We start from the raw sequence: 25,957 nt of genomic DNA, 5'->3' as shown, positions 1-25,957 counted from the left end.
TCAGGCTAACTCATCTACTCCTAAGCGTTCCGTAATAAATGTTTGATAATATGCATCCCTAATTATTAATGTGATATTTTGTAATTGATCTTTTCTCTCATAAATTATTTTAGATCCATCTTCGGAAAATTTGATATCCAATTCTACAACATTTACTAGTTCTTTAACTTTTTCAAAATTTTCAAAGCATCGGTTTACCTTGTCAGGTTCTTGTAGAATTTTAGTAAGTCCTCTTATAACTCTACCATCATTGATACTGTCTTCTTCAAACTGTTCGAAATTTTCAATCCTGTTACTATCTTTTATCATAGCAAGAGTTCTTTTAGCACTTTCTTGATACTGGGTCTTTATGTCGAAAATCCGTTCCATTGAAATATGATTCATAATTGTTAGTTGAGAATCATATCCAACAATATCAATATAATTATCTATACCTAACAATTCAGCATCTATTTTCTCAAAGTCACCTGAAACAATACGACCAACGATGCCCTTTTTCAACTTTTTAAATTTAGTCACTCTTCGGAAGAAGAGCAATTCTTCTTCGTCATGAGATCCGTTCGGCTTAATTACCAAACAATAAAACGTAAACTTCGAGATATCATCTGGGGGGAACTCAAGCAATCTCCCCTCGTCTAGACTATATATTATATGCGATAAACTATCGACCGATTCATAATTACACACTTCAAGTGTATCATCTAAAGATCCAGTTGGATTAAATGGTACTACTTCTTTTTCTTTAAGTTCTTCAAGAGCCTCTATCACAATAGTTACAAATTCCTTTTGCAGATCAATCGAAATACCTGGTTTATAAGAAGTGTAGCTGCTTCTATAATCCTTCTTTGTAAAATACAAAGAAACTTTACCTTCAGGTGCATCCAAAACTCCTTTTATCTGCTCAATAATACTCTCCAATGACATTCCCTCATCTCCCTGCAAAAATTATATAATATAGTAATTCGAGATTATATCGCCTTTATCCTTTAACATTTTCCTCCATCACTAAATAAGAACATACGTTTCTATTTCCTTCTATGTGTTTCTGTTTGTCAACTATTATCATCACTGTAGTACTAAAAGGTGTTTATCGTGAGCAAATAAGTCCAGCCCATGATGAACACCTCCAAAGTAAATCATCTCATTTTTTCTATGCATTTATCTATTGGATGTAGAAGACTCAATAATATGGCTTTAGATATTCCCGTTATCAATATGTGTGGCGTGCAGTTATTTACTGTTCTTTTAATATGCTGATTCAATCCTCAACTTTTCGCTTTACTACTATGCGCGATACACAGCTCCGCCGATTATATCAGACTGTCCGTAGACATGAAGTCTACAACATTTCCCAAAAATTAAGCCTCAGTTATTTGATGTCTACAAATTGTCTACAATTCACTCCCTAAACATGAAAGAACCGCTCGCTGGGCGGTTCTTCTAAAGCAGGAAAAGGGAGTCGAACTCCCCTTACTCATCACTTCATTTACATTATTACTGCTTCCAAGCATACGGACCGTCATCGCCATCCGAATAAATAAAATCCGTGTGTCCACTAACCAGCTCATCAACTGCACTTTCAAGGTTTTCAGTTTTCATACTAAGCTCGTCTTTCCATTCATCTATGATCTCTATATATGATCGGCGCAGCATAGAATAATCATCCTCATAAGGATGATCGTCATCAAATGAATCATTGCTATTCTCCTGGTAGTCCTCCATACACTCCTCCGAACAATAGTAGCTACCCACTGCATCAATGATATATTTTTCATCCGTTTCCTTACTACAATGTGTACAGTTCATCTTATAATCGCTCCCTTGTCTCTTCATTTATTATCATGGGCGAACGTCCAAGCAATGTCAGTCTCCATTCCAAAAAGTTCGAATCACCAATCGCTAATCTGTACTTTTCTTCAATAACATCCATCGCCTTGACATAAGCTTCTCTTGATACCCATAAATTGGAGGCTTGTTCAGGGAGAACACCAAAGAGCAATACCAAGAATTCTCTATATGCCAAACGAATTCGCTTCGCTGCAACATGATCACCTAATATAACCTTAACAACTTCTTCTATAGCCTCCTTCGCACTCTTACGCTGGCCAATTGTCGAGTATGAACCCTCATATACATCTACATACACCGAGATAAATGTCATGAGCTCCTGGATGAACAGCCCAATTGTCGTCCCACGATACCGAAACGCAATGGTTCTTTCCTCGTGATTCACGTATATTTCAATATTCCCCATGCAATACCGATCATTTAGAATAGCCAACAATATTTGTTTCGACCGCTACTTTCGCAATCGCGTAACTAAAGGCCAATACAGTTCAATCGATTCCATCTGCCAGAACTGCTTAATCTTTTCACAACGCGCATCTCCAGAGGAAATAGATAATAAATAATGATGTGGGTCTACTACCTCTTCCCTTTCTTGCTCTATACGTTGTTGTTCGTCCATCTGCTATTCTCCTCTCATACATGAAAGCTACCTTATTCAGAATATACACAGGTATCTTCTAAAACTTTTATATCCACTAAAAGCATTGTCGTAAACCTAGAAATCACAAATCTATATTAAGTCGAGGCTAAGTTCCTAGCCCTGTTAATACCTACGGTCATGATTTGAACAATTGGAGCGCGATTCTAAAAGTCACTTACAAAAGTAACTCTGATACGTACCGGCAGGAACGAACAGAAAAAAATACGAAATGGGGATATATGTTGACTGTGTGGTAATATATATGTTACCATTATTATTAGATAAATTCTTTTACGTTCTTTATAAAATCGTATATATGTTAGGGGCTGGTGAGATGGATAACCATCGAATCCAGCAGTATCCAAAAATCGTTTTATCTAACGAAGCTTTTAATTCAGCAATCCAAGACTATGATGTATGTTCAAATACTCGAAGAAAAATCTTCGAAGTAATCGGCCTACTGAATGCTCATGGAACTAATAAAACGTACCTTGGGAAAAAGATTGAAAACACCAAGCGTTCGAATTTATGGGAACTGAAAATTAAAGGGGCATCAAAAACAGAATGGCGCTTTTTGTTCAAGCGCATCTCTGGTTCTGATGAGTATGCACTTCTTCATTTTTTCTTAAAAAAAGATGAAAAAATTAGAGATCGAGATTTTGCTACTGCTGAACGTATTGCCGTAAGAGAAGGTTGGTAGCCTTCTCTTCGGAGATATCGTACCTCAACAGTTCGAAATTAAATAAATAGAAATAACATTTGTTCGCATTTGAATGAGATTGAAAGACTAAGGAGGATAAAAATACTGAAATGATGAATTGAATTGAACGGGAGATAATCAGGACTAAGTTATAAACAAAAAGAAAAACTATTAATTTAGCATTGGATCGTTAAAACAGACTAGCTAATAAGGAGGAATCAATCGCCAATAATGATCAAAAGTAATAAAATAAAAATAATAAATAATAAAAATAATGAATCTGGAAATGATAAATTGATGTCTTTGATCTGAGACGATTTTCAGAAAGGAGAAACAACTATGAAGACCGACACCCATGTTCATGATCTCCAACATCTGAACGTACCTGATGAATATTACGCTATTTCTGTACCAAAAATGGAGATTATTCAAACGATAAAAGATCGACTGGTGGAACGTAATCTCAGTGTCCGCAAATTGGCTGTTACCATTGGGATGAAACACCCTCAAATTGTACGTGTTACAAGCGGAGAAAATTATAATATTGAAACTCTGCTTAAAATTCTTGATGCTTTGGAATTGGAGATCGTTGTTCAAGACAAATCTAAAAGAAGCAAATCACAATATTAATAAAATATTGCTAATAGTCTCTTTATGAATGACTTGGCTATAAGTATAAAAGACCGCTATCCATTATTACTGGGGCGGTCTTTTGGTATATAATTTACTGAAAATGTCTTATCGCCTCAAATAATTTTTAATATTACGTATTTTGAAGTTTGTTAGTTAAATACGACACGGTTTGAATGTCCAATCAAGTATAGCTTAGTAGGTATCATCGCCTAGTAAATACACAGTTGTTTAATATGAGACAACTGTGTATTTTTCTAGTCATGTAGAATACAAATAGTACTCTCTTTTAATCTACCTCGTTTGCAATGGAAGAACATCATGAGTCATCATATCTTCAAAAGCATTTTTGACTGATTTCCAATACTTTAATTTCGCTACTGGATTTTCAGCGTGCTCTTTGTATGCTGCATAATCACTTGTACGCTTCAATTCAGCTTCACCATTTTGTTTTTCAAGGTTTTGATTATAGTTTGCAACCATAAATTCGAGTTCAGATTTCTGTACACTCCATGTACGCATAAACTCATCTACTAACGTATTAATCGTTTGTTGAATCATTTGTTCTAATAGTGACGATACATGTTGATCTCGATAGGCTTCTGGATTCTCTTGAATGTTCGTCCATAATGTCTCCATTAATCCAGCAAGTGTGGGATTACCTTGTTTCAATCTTGCTAAATATTGATTAATTTCTTCCGTTGTCTTTTCTGCGGGTGGTTGTTTCGCTTTTTTATCGTGTGTATTCGGTAAAAAGGCTTGGATTAGAAGCAAAATGTATTCGTAATTGATTTCTTCTGTTTTTACAGACTCTAACTCATACTCAATATTCACATCTATATCTTCTACTCCTGGTTTCTCTTTGCGGAGTTTTTCCAATACATTGACGTATTTGCCATGATATTCTTCAATTTCGTCCATTTGGATTGGATAGTCTACACCCAACTGCGTATCACTATACTCCGTATACACTTGAATATTCGCAAAGGCTTTATCTAAAACTTGATAGGCTTTCGCAAATTTCTTTAATTGTGCTGGTTCTAAGCTCTCTATGTTTATTCCTTCAGGTGTTGGGGCTATTTTATGTAATTCCTCAATCGCTGTTAGGAACGCGTCGTGTGCTACCTCCCACGTTGGGGCAACCACTTCATTTTCGCCACCATTTGAATAAAGGACAAGTGCATGCTTCACTTTTTCTTCAAAAATCGTGGGTGTTTGGAATGTTACAACTTGCCCATATTTTTTCGACTTATCGAACAGACGGTTTGTACGTGAAAAGGCTTGAATTAAATCATGTGGCTTCATTGCAGGGCGGTCAATGAACAATGTCGATAGACAAGGTGCATCAAAACCTGTTAATAAACGATCGACAACAATGATAATATCCAACTGTTCCGATCTAGGTAAGAACTTTTCCTTTTTACGTGCTAAACGGTCATTGACGTTGCGGTTGTATGAACGCATCGTTTCCAATGTGTAGCTCGTGTCAAAGGCTTCATTGTACTCAAGAAGGGCTTCTTTCATCTTCTCTTGATTTACGATAGAGGATTCCTCATTTTCGGAAATCGAGTATGTAATCGCCACTTTCGGGAAGTCTAGTAAAGTACGTTTTGTTTTTTCGCTAATCTCAACGGTTGTTTCGCCTGCTTTTACTCGTTTAAACAGGTTATAATAGCGTTGTGCTTGTACAATCGAAGAAGTCGTTAGAATCGCATTATACGTCTTACCGACACCATTTTGGAAACCGAGTTTATTCCGAGATTTATTGACGATTGATTGAATGACCTCTAGCATGTGACGTTCATCTTCATATACACGCTTGGGTAAAAGTGCTTCTTTATCCACAAGTGTGAGGTCATCTAATTCAATTTCACTGTCTAATTGAACTAAAGCTGCATCGAGTTCTTCTTCTGAAAAGGTGCTCTTATATTCAATTTGGAAGCCTAGCACCGCTTTATCGTAAATGGCTTCTTTGACCGTATATTCATGTAATTTTCGTCCGTATTGTCCCTTTGTTGTGCGAGGGAGGTCGCCTACAGCCTGCTTCGCATTTTCCCCAAAAATAGGCGTACCAGTGAAGCCGTACCATAACGAGTGGACAAAGAATTCTTTAATTTCTTGCTGTTTTTGAGGCGAAACCGCTCGGTGGCACTCATCTACTACGAACGCTATTTTCAATTGACGAAGCGTATTCGATTTCTTTGTATCGTCTTTTCCAGCAAAACGCTTCATAACATGATTAAGCTTTTGAATCGTTGTCACGACTACATTCCGATCTTGGGACAGTAGCTTCTTGATTAAGTCGCTGACATTATTTGTTTCATCTACTTCAATTACATCATGCTCCGCATACGAATCGAATGAGCTGCTTGTTTGTTGGTCTAAGTCAACACGATCCACGATAAAGATCGTTTTTTGTAAGGACGGAATTTGAAGTAAATTGCGTGCTACTTTGTACGATGTTAATGTTTTCCCTGAACCAGTTGTATGCCATACATAGCCTGATTCTTGTTGTCTTGAAGCCTCTTTCACCGCTTCAATCGCATGGATTTGATACGGACGAAGTAAAATCAACGCCTTTTTCGCACTATCAATGACCGTATATTGCGTCACCATTTTGTGTGCCTGCGGAATTGAGAGAACATCTTTAGCAAAATCCAAGTAATTATTGACCGGCTGGTTATCACGATCTATCCATTTACTTAAAAACTGTTCGTTCAACTTCTCATCACGAGCTGTCGCAATATAACGGGTATCTGTACCATTCGATACGACAAACATCTGTACAGTCGAGAAGATACCTGTAAATTTATCTTCTTTTAGATACTTTTTAATTTGGCGAAAGCCTTCCATGTAGGAGTGCTTTCGGTTTTTTAGTTCAATATGAATCATCGGTAACCCATTAATCAATAACGTCACATCAAAGCGTCGTTCTTGATCTTCTTTTGTACGTTTATTGCTTTGATATTGATTAATCACTTCATAAGAGGACATACCGCCCGCTATATCAGCACGATTTAATACTTTCAAACGAATTGTGCCGAGTGCGGCATCTTCTCGCTGCACTTGCACTTTAGCGATGCCATTTTCACCTGCTAACCATTTAGCTGCTTCATAGAAATTCACGAAATGAAGCTGTTCTTTAATTTGACGGAATTCTTGTTCCGTCAGGGGAACTTCATTCAGTACATCTTTATTATTGTTCTCGAGTTTGTTTTTAAAATTTTGCCACAACTCATCTTCCGTATGTAAATCCCCACGATACGTCCATTGAGATTCACCACTTACTAGTTGTTGAATTAAACTATCTTCAAGTTCTGATTCAGGTACAAAAAAAAGAACCATACGCTCACCTCATTTCTATTAAAATATTAAACGAACATGCGCTGTAATAATGCTTTTTTCAGTTGCTGGTAATCTTCGAGCTTTTTCTGATGAAGGGCGATTGTATCATCTAGTTGTTTTAAGTAATCGCCGATTCTTTGTTGCTCTTCGAGAGATTTAGGTACTGAAACGTTTAAGTTAATAAAGTCTCTTTTGTTGAGGACTCTGTTTCTTCCTGCACCTCCAGGAGAAATTAAATCTAATTTCTTTCTGAAGTTTTCTTTTGAAACTAATTGATGAATAAAATTAATATCGGATTTATCAATAATAAACGTTGGGAATCTATGAGATACCAATAAGCCCTCATCTTCTTTTTTTGCTACAGCTATAGCATGTTCCCATGCAAATGTAATATTTACAACTAAATCATTTTCTTTTATTACATATAACTTATCCATAGAAATAGTTGATGGATCTTCTACTCTTTGATGAAATGTCCCCTTAGCATGGGATCTGACGGATAATCTTTTGTAAGATTCCGTAGGCTTAGGCACTTCTCTAACAACAGGTGTGACTAAACTATTTATCTTTTGATTTACCCAATTCCCACTAAACCCATCAAAACGAACTTTCGGTACACATTCGCCTTGTTGTGGGAACATTTTCTGCAGCATCGCTTTTTTGTATTGTTGCTGCTGTACGACTAGTTCTTGTTGCAAAACGATCGTATCGTCTAGCTGTTTGAAAAATGCTCCAATTTTTTGCTGTTCAAATAATTTAGGTAGAAAAACATTAATTAATTTTAAAGAATCTTGATTAATATTAGTATTAGCACTAGTTGTTGCTTTTTTCATTATTTGACTACGTATACTACTTGATGAGAAAATAAATCTTTTGAATTTATTATCTATATCTTTTTCAGCTCTGAATCGAATTAAAAACCCTGAATAAGTCGCATTAGGAATAGTTTTTTCAATAACAGCAGCTTCACCGACTCCTTCTGGTTTAACAGAAGATCTTATAAATAACATATCTCCTGATTTTAGAGAATAATCTTCTCTTTGATTAGAAGAACTGTTCACCAATCCTAAATTTGATGAATTAACTACGTTATTACCAAAAACATCTTGAAGATTTACAAATGGAAGCCCCTTACCCATGTCCTCCTTATCCATATTCATTCCATTCTTAAATGTTCCTAGTTGTCCTAATTGAAATTTTTCGAAATTCTCACAAAATCCTTTAAACCTTAATTCAGGTATATATTTACTCATTCTTCCCACCACCAAACCCAAATGCTTGAATAAATCGTTGAAGTTCTTTGTTAGCATCTTCGTTCGTACCTTCCAATTCTTTCAACATCGCCAATAGATTTTGTTCAGCTTGTTGTAGTTCTTGTTGTGTTTGTTGCATTGCACCTGATAGCTCAACAAGTGAAATTTCTTCCTTTTCCTCAAATGTGTCCACATAGCGAGGGATATTTAAGTTGTAATCATTTTTAATGATTTCATCAAAAGAAGCGACTTGTGCGTATTTTTCAATATTTTCACGTTGAATATACGTTTCAAGCATTTTGTCGATATGTTCATCTGTTAAGATATTTTGATTTTTACCTTTTACAAAATCGTTTGATGCATCGATAAATAGTACATCTTTTGATGAACGATTTTTCTTTAAGATAATAACAGTCGTTGGGATAGTTGTATTAAAGAAAATGTTCGATGGTAGCCCGATCACCGTATCGATTGAGCCATTATCTAATAAGATTTTACGAATCTTGCCTTCTGTATTCCCTCTAAATAAAACACCATGTGGCAATACAATAGCCATCACACCACTGTCTTTCAAGTGATAGAAGCCATGTAGTAAGAAAGCAAAGTCTGCTTTCGATTTCGGAGCAAGTACACCGTACATTGAAAAGCGCGGGTCATCTAAAAAGCCCTTTTCTGCAGTCCAGTTAGCCGAATAGGGTGGATTCATTAATACACCATCAAAGTTTGTTGGTTCATCAATAGGCCAGTCCTGGTCCAATGTATCCGCATTGTTTAAATGTTGATTGGCTGTATCTACACCATGCAAAATCATGTTCATTCGAGCCAAGTTATATGTAGACGTATTTAGCTCTTGTCCGAAGTATGAAATCGTTCCGGATTCATTCGAGTATTTTTTCACGTTTAATAGGAGTGAACCTGATCCCATTGTTGGGTCATACACAGAGAAACCTTTTTGATTTTCTTTGTCATGTAAGACGATTCTTGTCATAAGCGTTGAAATGGCTTGTGGCGTATAGAATTCGCCTGCCTTCTTACCTGAATCCGATGCAAATTGACCGATTAAATATTCATAGGCATCCCCTAGCATGTCACCGTCATGTCCTGCAACATTTAATACAGATAATTCTTTCATCACTTCAGCAATCGTATGATTTTGTTTTTGTGGTGTTGAACCTAGTTTTTTCGAGTATAGATCGACATCTTCAAATAGATTTTCAAACGTTTCACTCGACTGCTCGATATTGCGGAAACCTTGTGCCAAATCTTCTAATTGGAATAGCCCTTTGTGGATATTTATAACAAGTGCTGTAAATGTTAAATTAGGTTCAAGCGTATAAGAAAAGTCATATTGTAATTCGCTAAGTAAATCGACTTTCACATCTTCATCATTATACGCTTCTTCATAATTTTTTTGTGCGACTTCTAGGTCGGGTGTTGCTTCTTCTAGTAACGATGTAGCATGAATAAGCATCTTATCTGATAGGTATTTATAGAAAACTAATCCTAATAGGTAACTTTTGTATTCATTTGCGTCCATTTTCGAACGTAAAATATCAGCTGAATTCCATAATGCTTGGTATAATGTTTTCGAGTTGTTTTGTTCCATTTCTTCCACTCCTGATAAATTAGTTGTTTTCTATATCTGATTTTTGAATTAATTTCAAAACCAGCATTTGATAAAATAATAATCAAAGTACTTGAACTTTTGTTGGTTTTTCAAAATCTAACTTTGCTATTGCCATGTTGTTTTCTCTTGATCGGTGATATCCCAATCTTTTATATCAATTAATCCTAAAATTTTAAATTAACCGTGATGTTCATTTTTATAACCCTGTCTCGTATTCCTTTACTCTCCGGTAAAAAGTACGATGTTTCATATTCACCCTTTGCATAGCTGCGACGGCTGTGATCTCTCCAGATTTCCACTCCTGGTAAACCTGAATGAAATCCTCATCGATTACAATCTTAGGACGACCAAATTTTACTCCATCTGCTTTAGCCACTTCTATTCCTTCAGCTTGGCGCTGTCGGTTCTTCTTTCGCTCTTGCTCAGCCACGTAAGCTAGTAGACTTAAGAACTGATCTTCCATTACTTTACCAAAGTCGCCCATGACCCGAAAGCTCTGAGAATTAAATAGCGTCTCATTATCCAAGCAGATAATATCCGCATTTAGCTCGCGAGTAATATATTTCCATTCCTTCATAATTCCATCATAGTCTCTTCCAAGACGATCCAATGCATCGATGTAAACTAAATCCCCTTCTCGGATCATCTGACGCATAACCTGATATTGCGGTCGATTAAAATCCTTGCCACTCAATTTGTCTACAAATATAAAACGTTCCTCAATACCTAATTCCCGAAACTTGATAAGCTGTCGTGTTTCATTTTGATCTTTTGCGGAAACACGTCCGTATGCTAACTTCAAAGTGTCTCCCTCCTATTTTTTTGTGCCAAAAATTAAAGGTTCACTCATGGCACATGCCTAATACCATTTTAGGGCATTTTGGCACAATAAAACAAGGCATTTTTGCTAATGCCTAAAAGCATGCTTTTAGGCACAATCGAATAGGAGGGGGCGACTAGCCTCCGACATCTCGCACCACCGTTCGTACCGTTCGGTATACAGCGGTTCATGGCATATTCCGTAATGAGTTATATCTTGTTTGATTCGTTTGCTGTTTGCTGTGCGTTAATTCTTCACGGAACGAAAAAAGGAGCCTCCGGTAGCCCCTTAAATCATTAATCTATTTAAAAATCATTTTCATCTAAAACAAAAACATTACCTTCTTTATTGGATATTATTTACTCCATTTATGAAATAATCATAGTCACTACGAGCATATGAAAAAATAACTTTCATCGAAGCTATAGACCCTACCCCATCTATAGCACTAAACGGATATCCAGTAGATTCTTTTTTAGCATTCTCCGCGTTTTCTTTCAATGTTGGTAAGAGTTCCTTCATTTGATTTGTACCTGTTATATATTCTCCAACTGCTTTAATTAAACGTGTATGTAAGTCAATAATTATGGGGTTTCCATCAAAGTTTGAAGATACTTTTTGCAATTCTTGCTCAATAAGATCCAACTCTTGTAATTGTTCTTCTAAATCCTGATTAGAGATGGTTTCAACTGAATTATCAGTATTTAAAATGTAAACAAACCGATCGACTGGTGAACTGACTGCATCAATATAACCACTTATTTCCTTATTCGCTAATTCTGTATGGTAACTTTCTTCAGATTGTTCTAACAACAATTTACCATCTTCATCTTGCGGTTTCTCAATTAACGCATTCTTAAAATGAGAAACTGCTTCTTCGTACTCCTCACCTTTAAGAGCAGATTTTCCTTTTTTCATAGAAGAATCATAAGCACTACAACTTGATAATATGAAAATACATAAAAATGCTAGACATGTAATTCGATACAATCTGAACAAACAAAAACCTCTCCTCTGCCTCGCGTAGTATTGAAACAATCTTCTAATTCACAAGCAGTAACACTTCCAGCAAATCCGCAATCTAAGTTATTGCACTTGCTAGAACCATCCTCAGACCAATTAACCATTAACTCCTTTGTTTCACATTCGGGACAATAGTATAAATGATCATCAACTACACCTGTAAGAAATAAATCTCCCATAAAATTTCCCCCTTTAAAATAAAAGGGTAGACCCTAATTTCCCTAGGTCTACCCTCATCGATGCTTTTGGATTATAAAAGTATTCTAGCAAATAAACTACAATTGGTAAATAGTATATGACAAGTAATCCATCATTACTCATATCATCAATTTACTTCTTACAGATGGAAAGATTGAAACATTATTTCAGAAGATTCTCATTATTATTTTTAAAATGTTACACTTCAGCTTCTATAATATCTTCAAACTTGATCCACTCCCAGTCATTTTCAAAACACAACTTAACCTCCCTACGAAATGTGTTAACTATATTTACAATCCCACTTAGTTCTCTATTTTCAAAGTTACCAAACACCTGGAGTGTGACCGTTACATGCTCACGAACTGATTCAGCAATTGCCTGTTCAACTATCTCCCACTGTTGTTCGTCCAAGATTGGCTTCACACGTCGATTTGATTCATATTCTTGTCTTAAAATAGCCGCCCTATGTTCTGGGATAATCATACGTGATGATTCATATAGACCATTACCCTCAAGTTTCTTCCCCATACTGATGCCTCCTGTGCATTTCTGTTGTTGCCATGCCAAGACATTATCTAGGTGAAAGGCGCTAGGAAATGTTTCCCTTCTGATCCATCGAGATAATTTCAACATTTCACCAATATGATTCTCTGACATGACAACCCCCAATAAGAACATATGTTTTTATTATACAAAAACATATGTTCTTATTTCAAGCTCTATCATATTCCATAAAAAACACTATGTTCTGTTACTAAACTTTGGTGTTATGCCCTGTATCCTTATCTTAGTCACTATTATCATAGTGAAATAGTCTCATATGACATAACAAATAGCATTTTATTTTAACATAATTATCATATTTTATTATATATTGCCGAAATTTGTAATTAGATATATTATTATTTTAGGGATATTTTCCCTATTATAATAATGAAAGGAAGATAGAATTGAAATTAAAAATGAAGAAAACAGCACTTATTGGTTCGGCACTTGTTTTGTTATTAACATTTTCAGCAGGAGCGTCAGCAGCAACAACATTAGAGCGCATTCAAGCGAATTTGAATCATGGGATATCCTTCTTGTTGGACGGGGAAACATGGACTCCAAAAGATCCGAATGGAAATAAGTTAACTCCTATAAGTTACAAAGGTACTACATACGTCCCACTAAAATCTGTAGCAGAAGCAGCTGGAGTCGATGTTGAATATGAGGCAGCAAAACAACAAATTTCATTAAATACGAAAACGTCTAGCACTACTATAAGTACTGGTGAAAGAGTTCCGTTTAGCGTAGACAATGTATCCCACTTTTTAATTGATTTAGATAAGAGTGGTATAACAAGAAATAGGGCTGAGTTACTCTTCGGAGAAGTACAGTATGAAACAGCGTTTACAGTTACCAAAGTAAATGTTGCTGGTGCAGATTTTGGCTTTAATGTAAAAAAAGGAACAAAACGTATAGGAGTTTTAATAGGTTATCATGCAAATGAAGAAGATTTGGATTTTAAAAGAACGGCAAGATACAGCATTATGGATTCAAAAGGGCAATCATTAGCAGCAGGAAGTATAACAGATGGTGCTGTAGTATCTAATGAAATTGTGATCCCAAATAACGAAACAGTGTTCACTGTGAATTTTGAATCTGGTGCAACTAGCTCTACTGGTACGGGTTATATGATTTGGGATGAAAGTTGGTTGGAGTTTTAATTAACCTAAGCACCTTCGGGTGCTTTTTTTAAACATTCACGTGATTCATGAAGACAGTACATGTTTAAACGTGGAAGGAGTAAATCCTTATAACCTATCGGAGGTGTAGGAACTGAATAATCAAATGGCAATAGAAAAAGCAGTGGCAAATAAGGAAACCGTTACTATTAGATTATTTACTCGCGAGGTAATAACTGGAGTAGCTGTAAAATCAACAGACCCTACACGCGTTAAGATACGAGTGACCGAAGGACCAGTATGGATTCCATACTCTGATATAGATAAGGTATCAAGAGTGATAAATTTATATAAATAGCTAAGCTTACTTTTAGACCTTTCATTAATCCCCTACTCTATGACGACTTAGATTATCAAAAAAACTCTAATCCCCTCTTTTAACATGAGGAGATTAGAGTTTAAGATCGAAAAGTCGGCCTTTTTTTGAAGCGATCTATTATTCAGTCTCAAGTTCAAAAGAACACCGCGTTCATGCATCCCCTACTCCTATTAATTTATTCCAAACCATTAAGGATATATCCCATTTTCCGAAAAATTCGTCTTCACTAAGTACATGGTCATATATAGGTTTTAAAAAGATATTAATGATTTCCATCACTTCTATAAAAGAGAGTTCTTCTTCAAGCTTTAAATTACTCATAAAGTTTTTCCACATCATATTTCTTTTGCTGTTGCTATAAAAATCCGGCGTAAATATAACATGTTCTCGTTCTACATTTGTCATTCTCTGTTGGAATGTTTCAAATACAGCTTCATACAGTGTTCTGCCGTCAAATTCAACCGAACGCGCTAATGTATAAATATCATAAAAATCCTTCATGCGACTATTGTTTTCAGATAAAGAAATCATTGCCTCAAATTTCTCTGATACTACTGAATCATTTGAATAAACGAGGATCTCTGGCATATTCATCTCTAGTAAAGTGGGAAATTCAATGGTTCTCGGACTTGGAATTACAACATCCCCAAATCCAATATCTAGTTGGAGCATTTCTTTCATATTAGCTAATGTACAAGGGATTTTAATTCTAACCCCTTCATAATCTGCATCTTCTTTGATAATTTGAGCTGTTATTTTATCTGTATGAAAGACAATTCCATCTTCTTCATCTGTTGTAATTTCGCAAATTGAAGTGATGATTTTCACCATAGCATCTGCATCATTCCGTAATCTCTTTCCGGAAAAGTCCATGTCCCTAGTTGGTCGCGACTTAAACTTAGTAACGGAATACAAATATAATCCACCTTTCAGTATAAGATTTTCCTTATAAGATGAAAGGGATAATCTTTGTAGAAAGCGCTCTTGGAAATATAAAATCGTAATAACATTAAATGCTTTCCCATTAGCTCTAGATAGGTTTTTCAACCTTTCAATTATAGATGCTGCCACATTTTTGACCATCTTATAGCACCTCGAAATAGTTATTAAGGATATTTTTCACCCTCATCTTATCAGCGTATTTCAGCATCCTCGAGTAATTTTTATTTTTACTGTTGGAGTAGTTTTTGAGCGCCTCTTTTACTACATTTGAATCTAGTTTATTTCTATATTTTACGATATCACATATAGTTCTTTCACGGTCGTAAACTTTAACTATGTGGCCATCCTTTTCGTGCTCCTCTATACCTGCCTGAAAAGTATCATTGTCAAAAGAGAATATTTTTATTGGTGGATAGTTAGGTAGAGATGGTTTTCTGTCTGTTCTCGGTATAGCAAAGTTATATTCACCTGGAGTGTATGTGCTTAGATCATGGAATGCTAGTGCAGAATATAGGCACAGCACTCCCTTAGGAACCAGAAGTGAAGCTTCAATAAGTTCGTCTAGAACAATATCATTATCTATTAAACTGTAAAGACCTCGCTTTAGCTTTATAATAACCCCTTGCTCCTCAAATTTTTTAAGCATATATATAGAAATGTTATTTTTCAGTAGCTCTTGAGTTGTAGCGACACCGTTAGTGTGGGCAAAAAGGTTTCTGATTCTTTGCTTAATTTTTTTTTCATATTCATTCCCAGAAGTTATACTCGTTATATTTTCAATCATGTCTTTGCTGCTATTTATATCTTGTTTCTTTATCAGTGTAAAGAATTGGTCTTCATCAACCCCAAGTTTTATGATTGTATCGTGAAGAAGCTTAGACTTTTCCATTATAGATCTCCACCACCTTATTCAATAATTGTATTCACTTTTCAATAAGTGTTGACTATTAAGTTAAATTATACACCACAGTCTAATATATTTTCAATTAAACGTAATCATTTATTGACATCTGTATATATTAAACTCGAAAAGTTAAACGTAGACAGGGTACATTATGATTTGTAATAAGTCCGTCCGATCATACGATATATGTTCAAACCATTTTCTAATCCATTAGTCACTGATATTTTTAAGAATGACTACGAAAGAGCCTTTCTGTATATTTCAACAGCAAGCACCGTTATCACCCCTATATAAATACGATCCTGATATCCAGCCCAGCCTATCTCAGCTACAACGTCCTCTCATTGCGCCACCAACTCTATCCAATCAATAAAATTCGTTAAGCTAAACAAAGGGAGCAGACCTAAGTCTTTCCCAGGTCTGCCCCCACCGATAATTTTGAATTAGAACCTATCTTAACATAACTGACGTTATCTGCTAAATGATGAATTATCATTCCATTAAGATGCGATCCTCAAACTCCCTAAATATCCTAATTAGGACTTCTTATGTCAACGATCCAATTCAGGACTAGATTTAGACTTTAGAAATGGATCCACATTAGATTTATCTTTATCACCCGACCGTTCCACAGACGTAGCCGCGACTTCTTTATCAGACCCAGCAACGGCTCTCTCTTCCACTTTGTCCAATGGCTTCAGTTGAGTGATTTCTTGAATCCGATCTTTATTTAAATGATCGATCTCACGAATGATATGATTTGATACTTTCTGAATTTCTCCAAGCGCTTGTTTTGCCAGTTTTAAGTCTTTCGCCCAGGTTGCGATGTAGCCGGCACTATAAGCTTCCGTATCAAGCCCGTAATACTTTGTAACCATGAAAGCCGTGGCTTCAGCCTGTGCCTCCTTATGCTCTCTTGGTAGATCCTTCATAGGGCTGTCCATTCGATGAAGCTGTGAATGTGCATATTCGTGTACCAACGTTTTAAATTTCATTGTTGAATTTTCTATAGCCGGGTTGATTGAGATCGCATGGTTTACTCGGTCGTAATAGCCACGTACATTCGGCTGGTCCTTAAAGTCATCTGCGCTTTCTCTTACATCCATCTTTTGGCCAAGATGATCGGAAAGCTGCCGATACATCTTTGCGGCTCCAGCGTTATCTTGTATATCGTCTCGAATGATTTGCCGGATGTTAACCAATTCTTTACCTTGCGTCTGACTGACATCAAACACATTGACCGCTTTAAAACCGGTTAGCATTTCTCTCTTTTCAGTAACTTCTCTGCCTTGAGCATCCAGCTGTGGGCGCTGTGTAACAGGATCTAATTTCGTCATTTCTACTTTTTGGATCGTAGGTGCAAAAATTTTAATGGCCGTTTCACCTTTTTGTACTTGCCGCCCTAGATCCTTCCAGGCATTAAAACCTTGAACCATCGACGACTCCGGTTTTTGAGAATATATCATGATAACGTTATTTAAGCTGTATTTCGGAAATTTAGATGCCACTTCCAAATACCGTTGAAATTCGTCATTGCGAAAGATTCTCTCTAGGGCCTGGTCAACCTGCTTTTGCACCTGGGCCATTTTCGCTTCATAATCGCTAGATTGGGGAAACGTCATTCGTAATCACCTTCTCTCACATATAGAGGTTCATACAATTTGGTCCCGTTTTCTATGGTCTCCAGATAGGCTATTTCTTCATATTCAATGAGATCACCATCAGGAACCTCTTCATATAGAAGATAAGCTTCAGGTTTAACCTGATAGATGGGCTTCTCACTTCCTACAATTTCAAAATACTGATAGAACATGCTTCTTCGCCTCTCCTTATGAGAAAATAAATTCTATCTTTCCATCTTTTAAGAGTAGAGCTGCTTCAAATCGCTTTTTATTTTTGCTTACAAATCCCTTAATGTTACCCGTTTTCCCCTTTTCGCATAACTGCTTAATTTGATTTGGGGTTAACTTTTTGCCTAGCAGCTCCTTATTAAAAGATACTTTGCAGCCGTTTTTGTACTCGCTACATCCGTAAAACTTCCCTCTGTCCGTTATGTATCCTTTCCCACAGAGGCATTTACAAATAGACTCAGTTTGCTCTATAGTCGTAATCTGTGCATCTACGTTCAACTGCCCCATATCAACGGCTACTTGTTCCAGCAACTTATGACATAGCTTCTTGGTATTCTCGATGAACACGCTGCCTTGTTTGTTCCCTCTGCCGATCTCCTTCAGGAACATTTCCCATTGGGCCGTCATTTCCGGTTTGGATAGAATCGTTCCCTTTACAGCTTCACATAAGACTTCGCCTTTGGGGGTTACATACACCAGATTCTTCTTAACCAGGATAAATTCTCGCTGCATAAGCGTTTCAATAATTCCGGATCTTGTTGCTTCCGTTCCAAGCCCTTCACTTTCATTCAAAACTTCGCGCATCTCCTTATCTTCGACGTGACGACCAGCGTGGGCCATGAGTGTGATAAGCTGCCCTTGTGTATATGGCTTCGGCGGCTGCGTTATTCCGTCCTTCACGCTTACAATACCCGTGGCCGGATCACCGTTGTTGACGCGAGGTAAAGCTTTGTCCTCATTTGTTTCATCAGTGTCTTGCGGATCGTTATGATAAAGGAGCTTCCATCCGATAGACTTTTCCGTTTTGCCTACTGTGATAAAATCCACATCACCAACCGCCGTTGTAATGACCGTTTCCTCATAGATGTAATCAGGTAGAAACATAGCTAAGGCACTTTTCACGATTTCATCATACGTAGCCTTTTCCATCTCGGTAAAATCAAGAGTAGAACCCGGAATTTTCTCGGTTGGAATGATGGCATAGTGGTCACTGACCTTATCGGGATTCACAAAACGTTTAGACGATTCCAGTGTATGCGGCTGAAAGGCAATACCGATAAGTTGCTGATAATCGTTCAAATGAGCTTTGAGATACGAAAATTCTTCTTCGGTAATATGCTGAGAGTCAGATCTAGGATAAGAAACAAATCCTTTTTCATACAAAGACTGAACCGTATTTAATACATCTGTAGGGCTGTACTTCTTTTTTTTATTTAGTAAAGCTTGTAAACCGGACAAATTGTGTAGTGTTGGCGGATGCATGCGCTTCTCATTCACTTCTACCAGCTTGACGACACCCTCGTATGAAGCCTTCCCTGGAGTAATGTGAGGACGAACCGTTTCATACAGCTTTTCCTTTGTTAGATAGCGCTCCTTGAACTTGCCCGTGTACTTGCCAGTAGTAACCGAAAATTCAGCCATCAGTTCACAAAATGGTTCCGGCTTATAATCATTGATATCACATTGTCGATTATAAATTAGAGTAAGAACCGGCGTTTGTACTCTCCCAACACTGAACACCTCTTTAAAACCCTTGCGCTGTAAGTGAAGCGTGTACAGTCGACTTGCATTAAGTCCAATCAGCCAATCTGATATTTGCCGGGCCTGAGCTTCATGGAAGAGGTTTATTGTTTCTGATCCGTCTCGAACCTCGGCAAATCCTTTGATAATAGCATTTTCGGTCAAGGATGAAGTCCATAAGCGTTTAATTGGTTTATGGCTACATCCTGCCATCATGATAAGCAACCGGGCAATGTTCTCCCCCTCGCGTGCAGGGTCAGTCCCAATAATAATTTGATCGGCTTCCTTCAATAAATCTTTGACGATTTTGAACTGAGCAGCTTTATCCTTTGAAACTTTATATTCAAATTTCTCTGGAATAATTGGCAAACTATCCATCCTCCATTTTTTCCAGGATTCATGGTATTCGTCTGGATTCTTCAGCTCTACTAAATGTCCGATCGCCCAAGTAACCTTCGCACCATCCGGAAACTCCTTGCAAGGATGAATGAACAGAAAACCTTTCCCCTTAGTATGGGGAAAAGGCGCAGCCAACTTACGAGCTTGGTCAGGTTTTTCGGCTAATACGATGATCATTACATCACCTTCCGTTTCTTCACATTGGTAAATCGTCTGGGTCGTCCTCTGTCCCTGGTCCTTCTTGCTCGTCCTTCGTTGCAGTTTCTTCTTCCGTTAGCTCCTGAATCACTTCTCTTAATGCTTCAGCATCCGGGTCATCTTCACCAATTCTATTCAGTGCTTCCTCAATTAGGTGGAATGCTGCTTGTACTTCTTCATCGCTAAGGGAATCTTCAGGATCAGGATCATCAGTATTTTCAAAGTGGTCCCCTTCATCGCTATTATTTAAATCGTCCGAAAAATTACCTAAGAGCATACTTAATTCTTCTTCTGTTAACCCTTCCCCATATTCAAACTCCTGTATCTCTTCATCCATAAGGTTTTCATCTTCGGAAATCTGCTCCATTTCCTCTTCTAAAGCCATCATTTCAGCTTCTAATCCCTGGTCGTAATGATCATCTTCAAATACATTTCCATCCTTAAAAGGTGATATATTGGCTTCTGCATACTCCTGAACATCCATTTCATAATTAACCCCGAAAAATTTAAGGAATCTCTCCCTAGAATCTCTCTCATAGTTTGGCTTTCGGTCTTTACTAAACAAAAATTCGCCATATATTTTATATTGATATGACTTTTCCAGCTTTAATGGGAAATAGCCGTTTACAAAAAGGTAGCATATCGCAGGGTTCACATTAAGCAGCTCACCTTGCGTAATCAAAGGTCGCTTTACATACTGTTCAGAGACGCTCTTAGATGCATTTTTATCCCCGATAGAGGTACTCTTCTGCTTGTGTTTAATCGTTGTTTCACCGGCTACGTCACTAAAATATTTGGCCGTCTTGGTATCCTTGGTCCGTAAAAACAGCGTAGTGTCATGGTTATTGATTATGGAGCGTGCTATGTCCGGTCCGTACATCCGTTTATCTTCTAACTGCCCAATATCTTGTATTACCGTGTGCATGGACATACCTAGTCCGCGGCAAGTCGCCAGTATATTCGGATAACCATTTATTTTTCCGATATTTGCAAATTCATCAAGCAGATATATAGAATCAATGGGCAGCCTTGAATTATTTTCATCGGCAATGTCATAGAAGGTGTCGATCAATTGTTCAAAAAAGGTCGCTGTCAATTGTTTGAATGGGTTATTTTTCATGCGTACCTTGATATACAATATCGTTTTTTCTTTTTGAAGATCTCGAAAGTTAAATTCGCTTTTCGTCGTGAACTTGGCAATTTTTCGCATTGCAAAAATCCCAATCTGTTGTGCAAGGGTAGACATGATTCCTGTCCTTGTATTTCCTGCACTCATATTGGCTAGAGTAAACATGTCATATGCTGGATGATCTGCTGGCATATCCTCAAGTAAGGTGTCCAAATACTCTTCATCTTTACCCGATTTTGCGGTGAATTGAACAACATGAGTCATGGTCGCAGTCTTTCCATACTCCGTTTTGATGTAAAGGATAATGGCCGCGAAGTACCCAATTGCCGATTCTGACCAAAAGTCCCGTTTCCCATCATCTACTGCATTTGAAGCAATAGTGTTCGCAACTGCACGAGCATCTTCATCGTCTTTGACATAATCCAGTGGATTGTAACCAACCTCTTCTGAAAAATTAACAAAATCAATCTGATATACGATGTATCCTTGATCTCTTTTGAGTTGGTGAGTCGCTTCGTAAATTTCTCCTTTGGGGTCGGTCACTATAATCGTTTCCTCAATATGATTCAGCATATTCGGGAATACATACGCCTGCCCTTTACCCGATCCGGAAGATCCGATAACCAGAACATTCCGATTATCAACATTTGTGCCTTTCGGCATGATTATTAATTCCTTTTTGTTTGGTACTTTACCTAAAATAATTCCGGGCTCTATCTTAAAAGCACTGATAGGATCTTTACTGTATGAATTTTTCTTTGAAAAGGTTTTTCCATTCACCACATCTGAAGGTTGCCCCCACTTAGACGTACCGTGCAAACCGAAATCACTGGCGTCTATGAGTTTAGGTAGAATGATAGAAGTACGCATGGAGTACAACAGCGCACCTAACATCACAAAGGGCACTAGCGAGAAAATAACCTTTAAGTTCTCTTGTGAATACGCAAATGGGATAACCTTCATGGGCTCTAATATAAGTTGAGTGATGTCACCACCAGGGCCGACAAAATAAAACCCAACCATCAACAAATATGAAAAAATAATAGCTAGAAGGAAGCTAACAAATATGGGCTTCCATGCCTTCTTTTTCAACTCCATCATTCCTCCTTAATGATCCAGCTCTTGCCCCCTGTATCTTCTACGCTGTCTTTTCTCGGTAGGATCTTTTCCGTGTTTTTTGTTTTCATTGGCATGCTGTGCTTGCTCCAAAGCTTGGAATAATCCTGAAGCTATACTTTGTGAATATTGGTATTCCACTTTTTGTTCTGGCGTACTAGAATCACTCATATTTACAGGCGATTGATCTGAGTTGTATTTTTTATATTTCTCATATATTTGTTCAAGATCAACATCAACTTTATCTGTACTTAATCCTTTTTCTTGCCGATCATGAAGCTGTAACAACACTTCAACGTCAGTTATATATTCGATTTGATCAGAATAATGTTGCTGTAAAGAAGCGCGCAATAATTGAACATTACCTACTAGATCCTTTTCGTGCTTTTCTTTTTGCAGCGCATATTGCTCTAATTTCCGACTCGATTCATAAGCAATATCAAAGTTTTGCCCTTTCAAAGCTTCCAAACGATCCTTTGTTTGCTTCTGAATAGCACGGTTTAGAATGAATATACTTTTGGATATGTTTTGCGTTTGTTCAACAATAGTTGGTGATTTTTTAAGAATTTCATTTTCAATAGAATGCGAATAATTTTGTATCTCTTTTTCAGGAAGAACCTTACCCGTATCCTTAAAATATTGAACAGCATAATACATATCTTCCGTTGAATACTTAACTTCAGATTCATACAATAACGAAAATTCTTGATGTGTGAAATTACTTTGCAGGTTCAACACATGTTTCGATTTTTCTAATAAAACTTGATGCTTATTCACATCTTCATGAAGTTTTTGCTCATGAAGCTTTATACTAGAAATTTTCTCTTTCATTTGCTGTGTGAAATTAGAAGGATTAAATCCATACTTCAACACCTGCTTTTGATCGATTTGATAAGCTTTATATGCCTTATGAAGAAGATTTTTCTCCGCTAGTATTCGTGTTTTTTCATTATCTATTTTTTTCTTCCAATTCCCATTTTCAATATCATCAGTTACATTTCGAGCAACTATGAAATCCACATATGATTTGGATCTTTGAGCAACCATTTTTAAAGAAGCTTTATCTGACTCACTTAAATTATGATTTGATCGGATAGCAGCCAATTTTTCAGTAATGCTTTTCTCTTCCTTATATTCAGCAAGAGACACGATCCTTTGTCTTTTCAACTTCGAAAGAGCATCAATTTCAGAGTTAAGTTGTCTTATTTCTGCATTCACTTTTCCATAAAAGGTCACTGGTTCATAAGGAACATTATTTCTCAAACTTGTATTCTTGACTTGCATTTCATATTGATAAGCTGTTCTTTCTAACCGAACATTAGGCAATCTATCTAATCCCTGCTTTTGATAACTTTCATGTGAAACCTTATCATCAATTCCCCTATCCTTTAGTTTCTCGTTAATTTTATCAGCATAGTCTTTACGCCACTGAATAAGTGTCTCCTTCTCATTCCAATCGGTAAGATGAATGCTGACCTTTTTCATCACCCCATTTACTTCTTGATTAATTTTTTTTCGTTTATTTCCCCAAGATCCGTCTTCATTGAAAGGCCGCATGGTCAACATGATGTGTGCATGGGGGTTATCCTTTTTATCTCGGTGAATCGAAAGATCAGCCACCATACCTTTATCAGAAAAGTTTTCTTTACAAAAATCAATTAGTAACTGTTTTTGATCTTCATTGCTCAACTCCTTAGGTAAAGCAAGTCGAATCTCTCTAGCTAGCTGTGCATTTTTCTGTTTTTCAGCCTTCTCCACCTCGTTCCACAATCGTTCTCGATTGAGAACCCAATCCGGCGCAATCTTAGGTTTTAAGATATGACAATCTGGCGCAACCTTGCGCTTGCCATAGTTCTTAGTTAAACCGTCTCGCTCAGAATGAAGGGATTCACCGCTACGATAGGCAGCGGCCGCAACTGCGGAATGATTAGAACGATTCAAAATCTGCGAACTAAAATAAAAGTAACCCATACACACACCTCCCTTGATAGCCCCTGCGGGTTATTTGCCAAAGGCAAACTCCTTTCCCATAGGAAAGGTCATTCACGTAAAGTGAATGAAATCGAGCGAAGTCGAGACCCATTCCCTGCAAAGCAGGGGTATAAATGGGCACTCTCACTTTCCTTTCGTGACTAATTATACCACATTATTCCTTTTTTAATAGACATTTTTCCTAAATTACGGTAAAATTGGATCAATAAAGTATATTTTGCAGAGGAGGAAATGACGAATGGCAAAGATAAGTAAACTTGCTCAAGCGCAAAAAATAGAGGATCAAATTAAAGAGTTACGCGAAAAGCAAAAACAATTGGTTGAGAAAGCGCAAAAAGAAATAGGTGAGCATTTAATGGATTCGTGGGATGTTGAAGACATTGAACAAGCGAAGAAAATTATAGATAAGTTTCAGACCGAAGCAAAAGCTCTCTTTAAAAAAGAAAATGGATCCAACCCAAATAATCCCCAACCATCCATTACAAATAACCCTCCATCAGTATCTGATAATAGCTGAAGATGGATGACGGTGAGATTAAGAAAACGCCCTTATCCGACATTGATAAAAAAATAGATCAACTTAAAGAAAGAAAACAACAATTAATTAGATTCCACTCCGAAAATGAAAGAAAGCAAAGAGCGAATCGCTTAATACAAACCGGTGCTCTGGCAGAAAAATATTTTGGTATTGAACATTTAAGCATCGATCAAAGAGAAGAATTGTTTAAAATATTCTCGGATTTCATCTCTAAGAACACGCCAACTAAATTCAAAAGTCAGGGGGAACACACTAATTAACCCAAACAATTCTAAAGGAGGGATTTAGAATGGATGCAAGGGATCATTTAAACAATAATCTCATTGAAATTATAGAAGAATTAGCAAGCAAAAGAAGAAAATCAATCCTCGAATCAGAACGTTCAACCAACCAAAATAATCAGAAAGTTGTCCCTACCACCCCCAATCTAGGAGATCGTACGATTAACAGTGCAGAAAAGGATAATGAGACTATTCAAAATCCAAATTCTTTAAGAAGTTTATTAGCTGCTCGTCACAATTTAGAATCTCTAAGAGCGCGACTTAACAAGTATCCAGAAAAAAACAAAATTGAATTAGAAAAGTTGGACAAGGTTGAAGTTAAACTGAATAGTAGTATTAACAAGACTCGAAAGAGGGAAGTTGCATTAGCAATTGATACTCTAAAGCGAGAACCACGGAGATATGTCTTAAAGTTAGCAGAGAGTAAAATACAAATAGAAGCATTGAAAAAGAAGTTTGAACTCAATCCACGTTTTTATAAAATGCATATAGAAAAACTCGAAAAGTTTGAAAAATCACTAGACAAGCGAATTGATCAATCACAAGTAAAAACTCTTCGTTCTGCAATAAACAATATTCAGAAGAATCCTCAAAAGTATCGTCATGAAATAGAAAGATATGATGAAATGGAAAAGACTCTGAATAAAGGTTTGAGTCAAAATAACTTACACCACGATAAGCAAAAAGATAAAGGAAATGACCATAATAAGAAACAAGAAAAAACAAGAAATGACTTGGAACTTTCACACTAACGGTTCCATGTTAACGACGTCCATTCACCTTAATCTCCTTAAGGTGAATGGATGTGTCCCGGCATCAACTTCCTCGACTTTTCTTCCGGGACCGAGGCGGCTTGTCTGCCAATGCGCGAACACATATCTGCGGCATCGTTCAACATGGATTTGCACAATTGCCACATCACTTTTCTGCTCATATGATCACGATAGTGGTAGC

The 25,957-nt window shown here is 36.9% G+C and carries 24 protein-coding genes; 6 read left to right on the top strand and 18 right to left on the bottom strand.

What is annotated here, in order from left to right:
* The 4 genes from LPB68_RS21830 to LPB68_RS22950 form a co-directional block, all read right to left on the bottom strand.
* Nucleotides 1-924: a Kiwa anti-phage protein KwaB-like domain-containing protein gene (locus LPB68_RS21830; RefSeq protein WP_082865658.1), complete on the bottom strand. Its 924-nt coding sequence runs from the start codon at nt 922-924 to the stop codon at nt 1-3.
* Between the two features lie 570 nt (nt 925-1,494).
* Complete coding sequence (locus tag LPB68_RS21825; RefSeq protein WP_068656989.1) at nt 1,495-1,806, bottom strand: hypothetical protein; 312 nt, start codon at nt 1,804-1,806, stop codon at nt 1,495-1,497.
* Nucleotide 1,807: 1 nt separating this feature from the next.
* Entirely contained in the window at nt 1,808-2,254 is a 447-nt protein-coding gene (locus LPB68_RS21820; protein WP_068656987.1) for a hypothetical protein, read from the bottom strand.
* A gap of 45 nt (nt 2,255-2,299) precedes the next feature.
* Nucleotides 2,300-2,467 carry a hypothetical protein gene (locus LPB68_RS22950; protein ID WP_157756173.1) on the bottom strand — a complete coding sequence of 56 codons (168 nt, stop codon included), beginning with the start codon at nt 2,465-2,467 and terminating at the stop codon, nt 2,300-2,302.
* Between the two features lie 283 nt (nt 2,468-2,750).
* Between LPB68_RS22950 and LPB68_RS21815 the strand changes: the two genes are divergently transcribed.
* Nucleotides 2,751-3,188, top strand: a complete 438-nt coding sequence (locus LPB68_RS21815) for a type II toxin-antitoxin system RelE/ParE family toxin (RefSeq protein ID WP_068656985.1) — start codon at nt 2,751-2,753, stop codon at nt 3,186-3,188.
* 339 nt (nt 3,189-3,527) lie between these two features.
* Nucleotides 3,528-3,818: a helix-turn-helix domain-containing protein gene (locus tag LPB68_RS21810; protein ID WP_068656983.1), complete on the top strand. Its 291-nt coding sequence runs from the start codon at nt 3,528-3,530 to the stop codon at nt 3,816-3,818.
* A gap of 294 nt (nt 3,819-4,112) precedes the next feature.
* Here LPB68_RS21810 and LPB68_RS21805 read toward each other — a convergent pair whose 3' ends face one another.
* The 7 genes from LPB68_RS21805 to LPB68_RS21775 all read right to left on the bottom strand — a co-directional run bounded on the left by LPB68_RS21805 (nt 4,113) and on the right by LPB68_RS21775 (nt 12,744).
* Nucleotides 4,113-7,163 carry a type I restriction endonuclease subunit R gene (locus tag LPB68_RS21805; RefSeq protein WP_068656982.1) on the bottom strand — a complete coding sequence of 1,017 codons (3,051 nt, stop codon included), beginning with the start codon at nt 7,161-7,163 and terminating at the stop codon, nt 4,113-4,115.
* A 26-nt stretch (nt 7,164-7,189) separates the two neighbouring features.
* Nucleotides 7,190-8,416, bottom strand: coding sequence for a restriction endonuclease subunit S (locus LPB68_RS21800; RefSeq protein WP_068656980.1), 1,227 nt, complete (start codon nt 8,414-8,416; stop codon nt 7,190-7,192).
* The gene (locus LPB68_RS21795) at nt 8,409-10,022 is read right to left on the bottom strand and encodes a type I restriction-modification system subunit M (protein WP_068656978.1); all 1,614 of its coding nucleotides are present in this window, start codon (nt 10,020-10,022) and stop codon (nt 8,409-8,411) included. Before LPB68_RS21795 ends, LPB68_RS21800 begins: the two co-directional genes overlap by 8 nt.
* Before the next feature lie 217 nt (nt 10,023-10,239).
* Complete coding sequence (locus tag LPB68_RS21790; RefSeq protein ID WP_068656977.1) at nt 10,240-10,845, bottom strand: recombinase family protein; 606 nt, start codon at nt 10,843-10,845, stop codon at nt 10,240-10,242.
* A gap of 363 nt (nt 10,846-11,208) precedes the next feature.
* On the bottom strand, nt 11,209-11,781 hold the full coding sequence (locus tag LPB68_RS21785; protein WP_157756171.1) for a hypothetical protein: 573 nt from the start codon (nt 11,779-11,781) through the stop codon (nt 11,209-11,211).
* Nucleotides 11,782-11,831: 50 nt separating this feature from the next.
* Entirely contained in the window at nt 11,832-12,065 is a 234-nt protein-coding gene (locus LPB68_RS21780) for a hypothetical protein (RefSeq protein ID WP_068656974.1), read from the bottom strand.
* Nucleotides 12,066-12,282: 217 nt separating this feature from the next.
* Nucleotides 12,283-12,744: a YolD-like family protein gene (locus LPB68_RS21775; protein ID WP_232510195.1), complete on the bottom strand. Its 462-nt coding sequence runs from the start codon at nt 12,742-12,744 to the stop codon at nt 12,283-12,285.
* Between the two features lie 293 nt (nt 12,745-13,037).
* Here LPB68_RS21775 and LPB68_RS21770 point away from each other — a divergent pair, with 293 nt between their 5' ends.
* Entirely contained in the window at nt 13,038-13,796 is a 759-nt protein-coding gene (locus tag LPB68_RS21770) for a stalk domain-containing protein (RefSeq protein ID WP_232510194.1), read from the top strand.
* A 487-nt stretch (nt 13,797-14,283) separates the two neighbouring features.
* On the opposite strand, the gene LPB68_RS21760 is transcribed toward LPB68_RS21770, so the two are convergent.
* From LPB68_RS21760 to mobQ, 7 genes are all read right to left on the bottom strand, one after another.
* Nucleotides 14,284-15,216, bottom strand: coding sequence for a nucleotidyl transferase AbiEii/AbiGii toxin family protein (locus LPB68_RS21760; protein WP_068656970.1), 933 nt, complete (start codon nt 15,214-15,216; stop codon nt 14,284-14,286).
* 1 nt (nt 15,217) lies between these two features.
* The gene (locus LPB68_RS21755) at nt 15,218-15,964 is read right to left on the bottom strand and encodes a type IV toxin-antitoxin system AbiEi family antitoxin domain-containing protein (protein ID WP_082865655.1); all 747 of its coding nucleotides are present in this window, start codon (nt 15,962-15,964) and stop codon (nt 15,218-15,220) included.
* Between the two features lie 566 nt (nt 15,965-16,530).
* Nucleotides 16,531-17,601, bottom strand: a complete 1,071-nt coding sequence (locus LPB68_RS21750) for an ArdC-like ssDNA-binding domain-containing protein (RefSeq protein ID WP_068656969.1) — start codon at nt 17,599-17,601, stop codon at nt 16,531-16,533.
* Entirely contained in the window at nt 17,598-17,792 is a 195-nt protein-coding gene (locus tag LPB68_RS21745; protein ID WP_068656967.1) for a hypothetical protein, read from the bottom strand. The genes LPB68_RS21750 and LPB68_RS21745 overlap by 4 nt, the downstream gene beginning before the upstream one ends.
* Before the next feature lie 16 nt (nt 17,793-17,808).
* Nucleotides 17,809-19,926, bottom strand: coding sequence for a type IA DNA topoisomerase (locus tag LPB68_RS21740; RefSeq protein WP_068656965.1), 2,118 nt, complete (start codon nt 19,924-19,926; stop codon nt 17,809-17,811).
* Nucleotides 19,927-19,945: 19 nt separating this feature from the next.
* Nucleotides 19,946-22,174: a VirD4-like conjugal transfer protein, CD1115 family gene (locus LPB68_RS21735; protein WP_068656963.1), complete on the bottom strand. Its 2,229-nt coding sequence runs from the start codon at nt 22,172-22,174 to the stop codon at nt 19,946-19,948.
* A gap of 9 nt (nt 22,175-22,183) precedes the next feature.
* Entirely contained in the window at nt 22,184-24,163 is a 1,980-nt protein-coding gene (gene mobQ, locus LPB68_RS21730) for a MobQ family relaxase (protein ID WP_068656961.1), read from the bottom strand.
* Nucleotides 24,164-24,422: 259 nt separating this feature from the next.
* Here mobQ and LPB68_RS21725 point away from each other — a divergent pair, with 259 nt between their 5' ends.
* From LPB68_RS21725 to LPB68_RS21715, 3 genes are read left to right on the top strand one after another with little or no spacing between them, the layout of a single operon-like run.
* Nucleotides 24,423-24,701, top strand: a complete 279-nt coding sequence (locus tag LPB68_RS21725) for a hypothetical protein (RefSeq protein WP_068656960.1) — start codon at nt 24,423-24,425, stop codon at nt 24,699-24,701.
* Nucleotides 24,702-24,703: 2 nt separating this feature from the next.
* Nucleotides 24,704-24,982 carry a hypothetical protein gene (locus LPB68_RS21720; RefSeq protein WP_068656958.1) on the top strand — a complete coding sequence of 93 codons (279 nt, stop codon included), beginning with the start codon at nt 24,704-24,706 and terminating at the stop codon, nt 24,980-24,982.
* Between the two features lie 29 nt (nt 24,983-25,011).
* Nucleotides 25,012-25,755: a hypothetical protein gene (locus LPB68_RS21715; RefSeq protein ID WP_068656957.1), complete on the top strand. Its 744-nt coding sequence runs from the start codon at nt 25,012-25,014 to the stop codon at nt 25,753-25,755.
* The last annotated feature ends 202 nt before the right edge of the window (nt 25,756-25,957 follow it).

It is taken from the genome of Paenibacillus crassostreae, assembly GCF_001857945.1.
In the GTDB taxonomy this organism is placed as follows: Bacteria; Bacillota; Bacilli; order Paenibacillales; family Paenibacillaceae; genus Paenibacillus_AQ; species Paenibacillus_AQ crassostreae.
The sequence above is the reverse complement of the archived record's forward strand: the minus strand, read 5'-3'. Positions and strand labels throughout refer to the sequence as shown.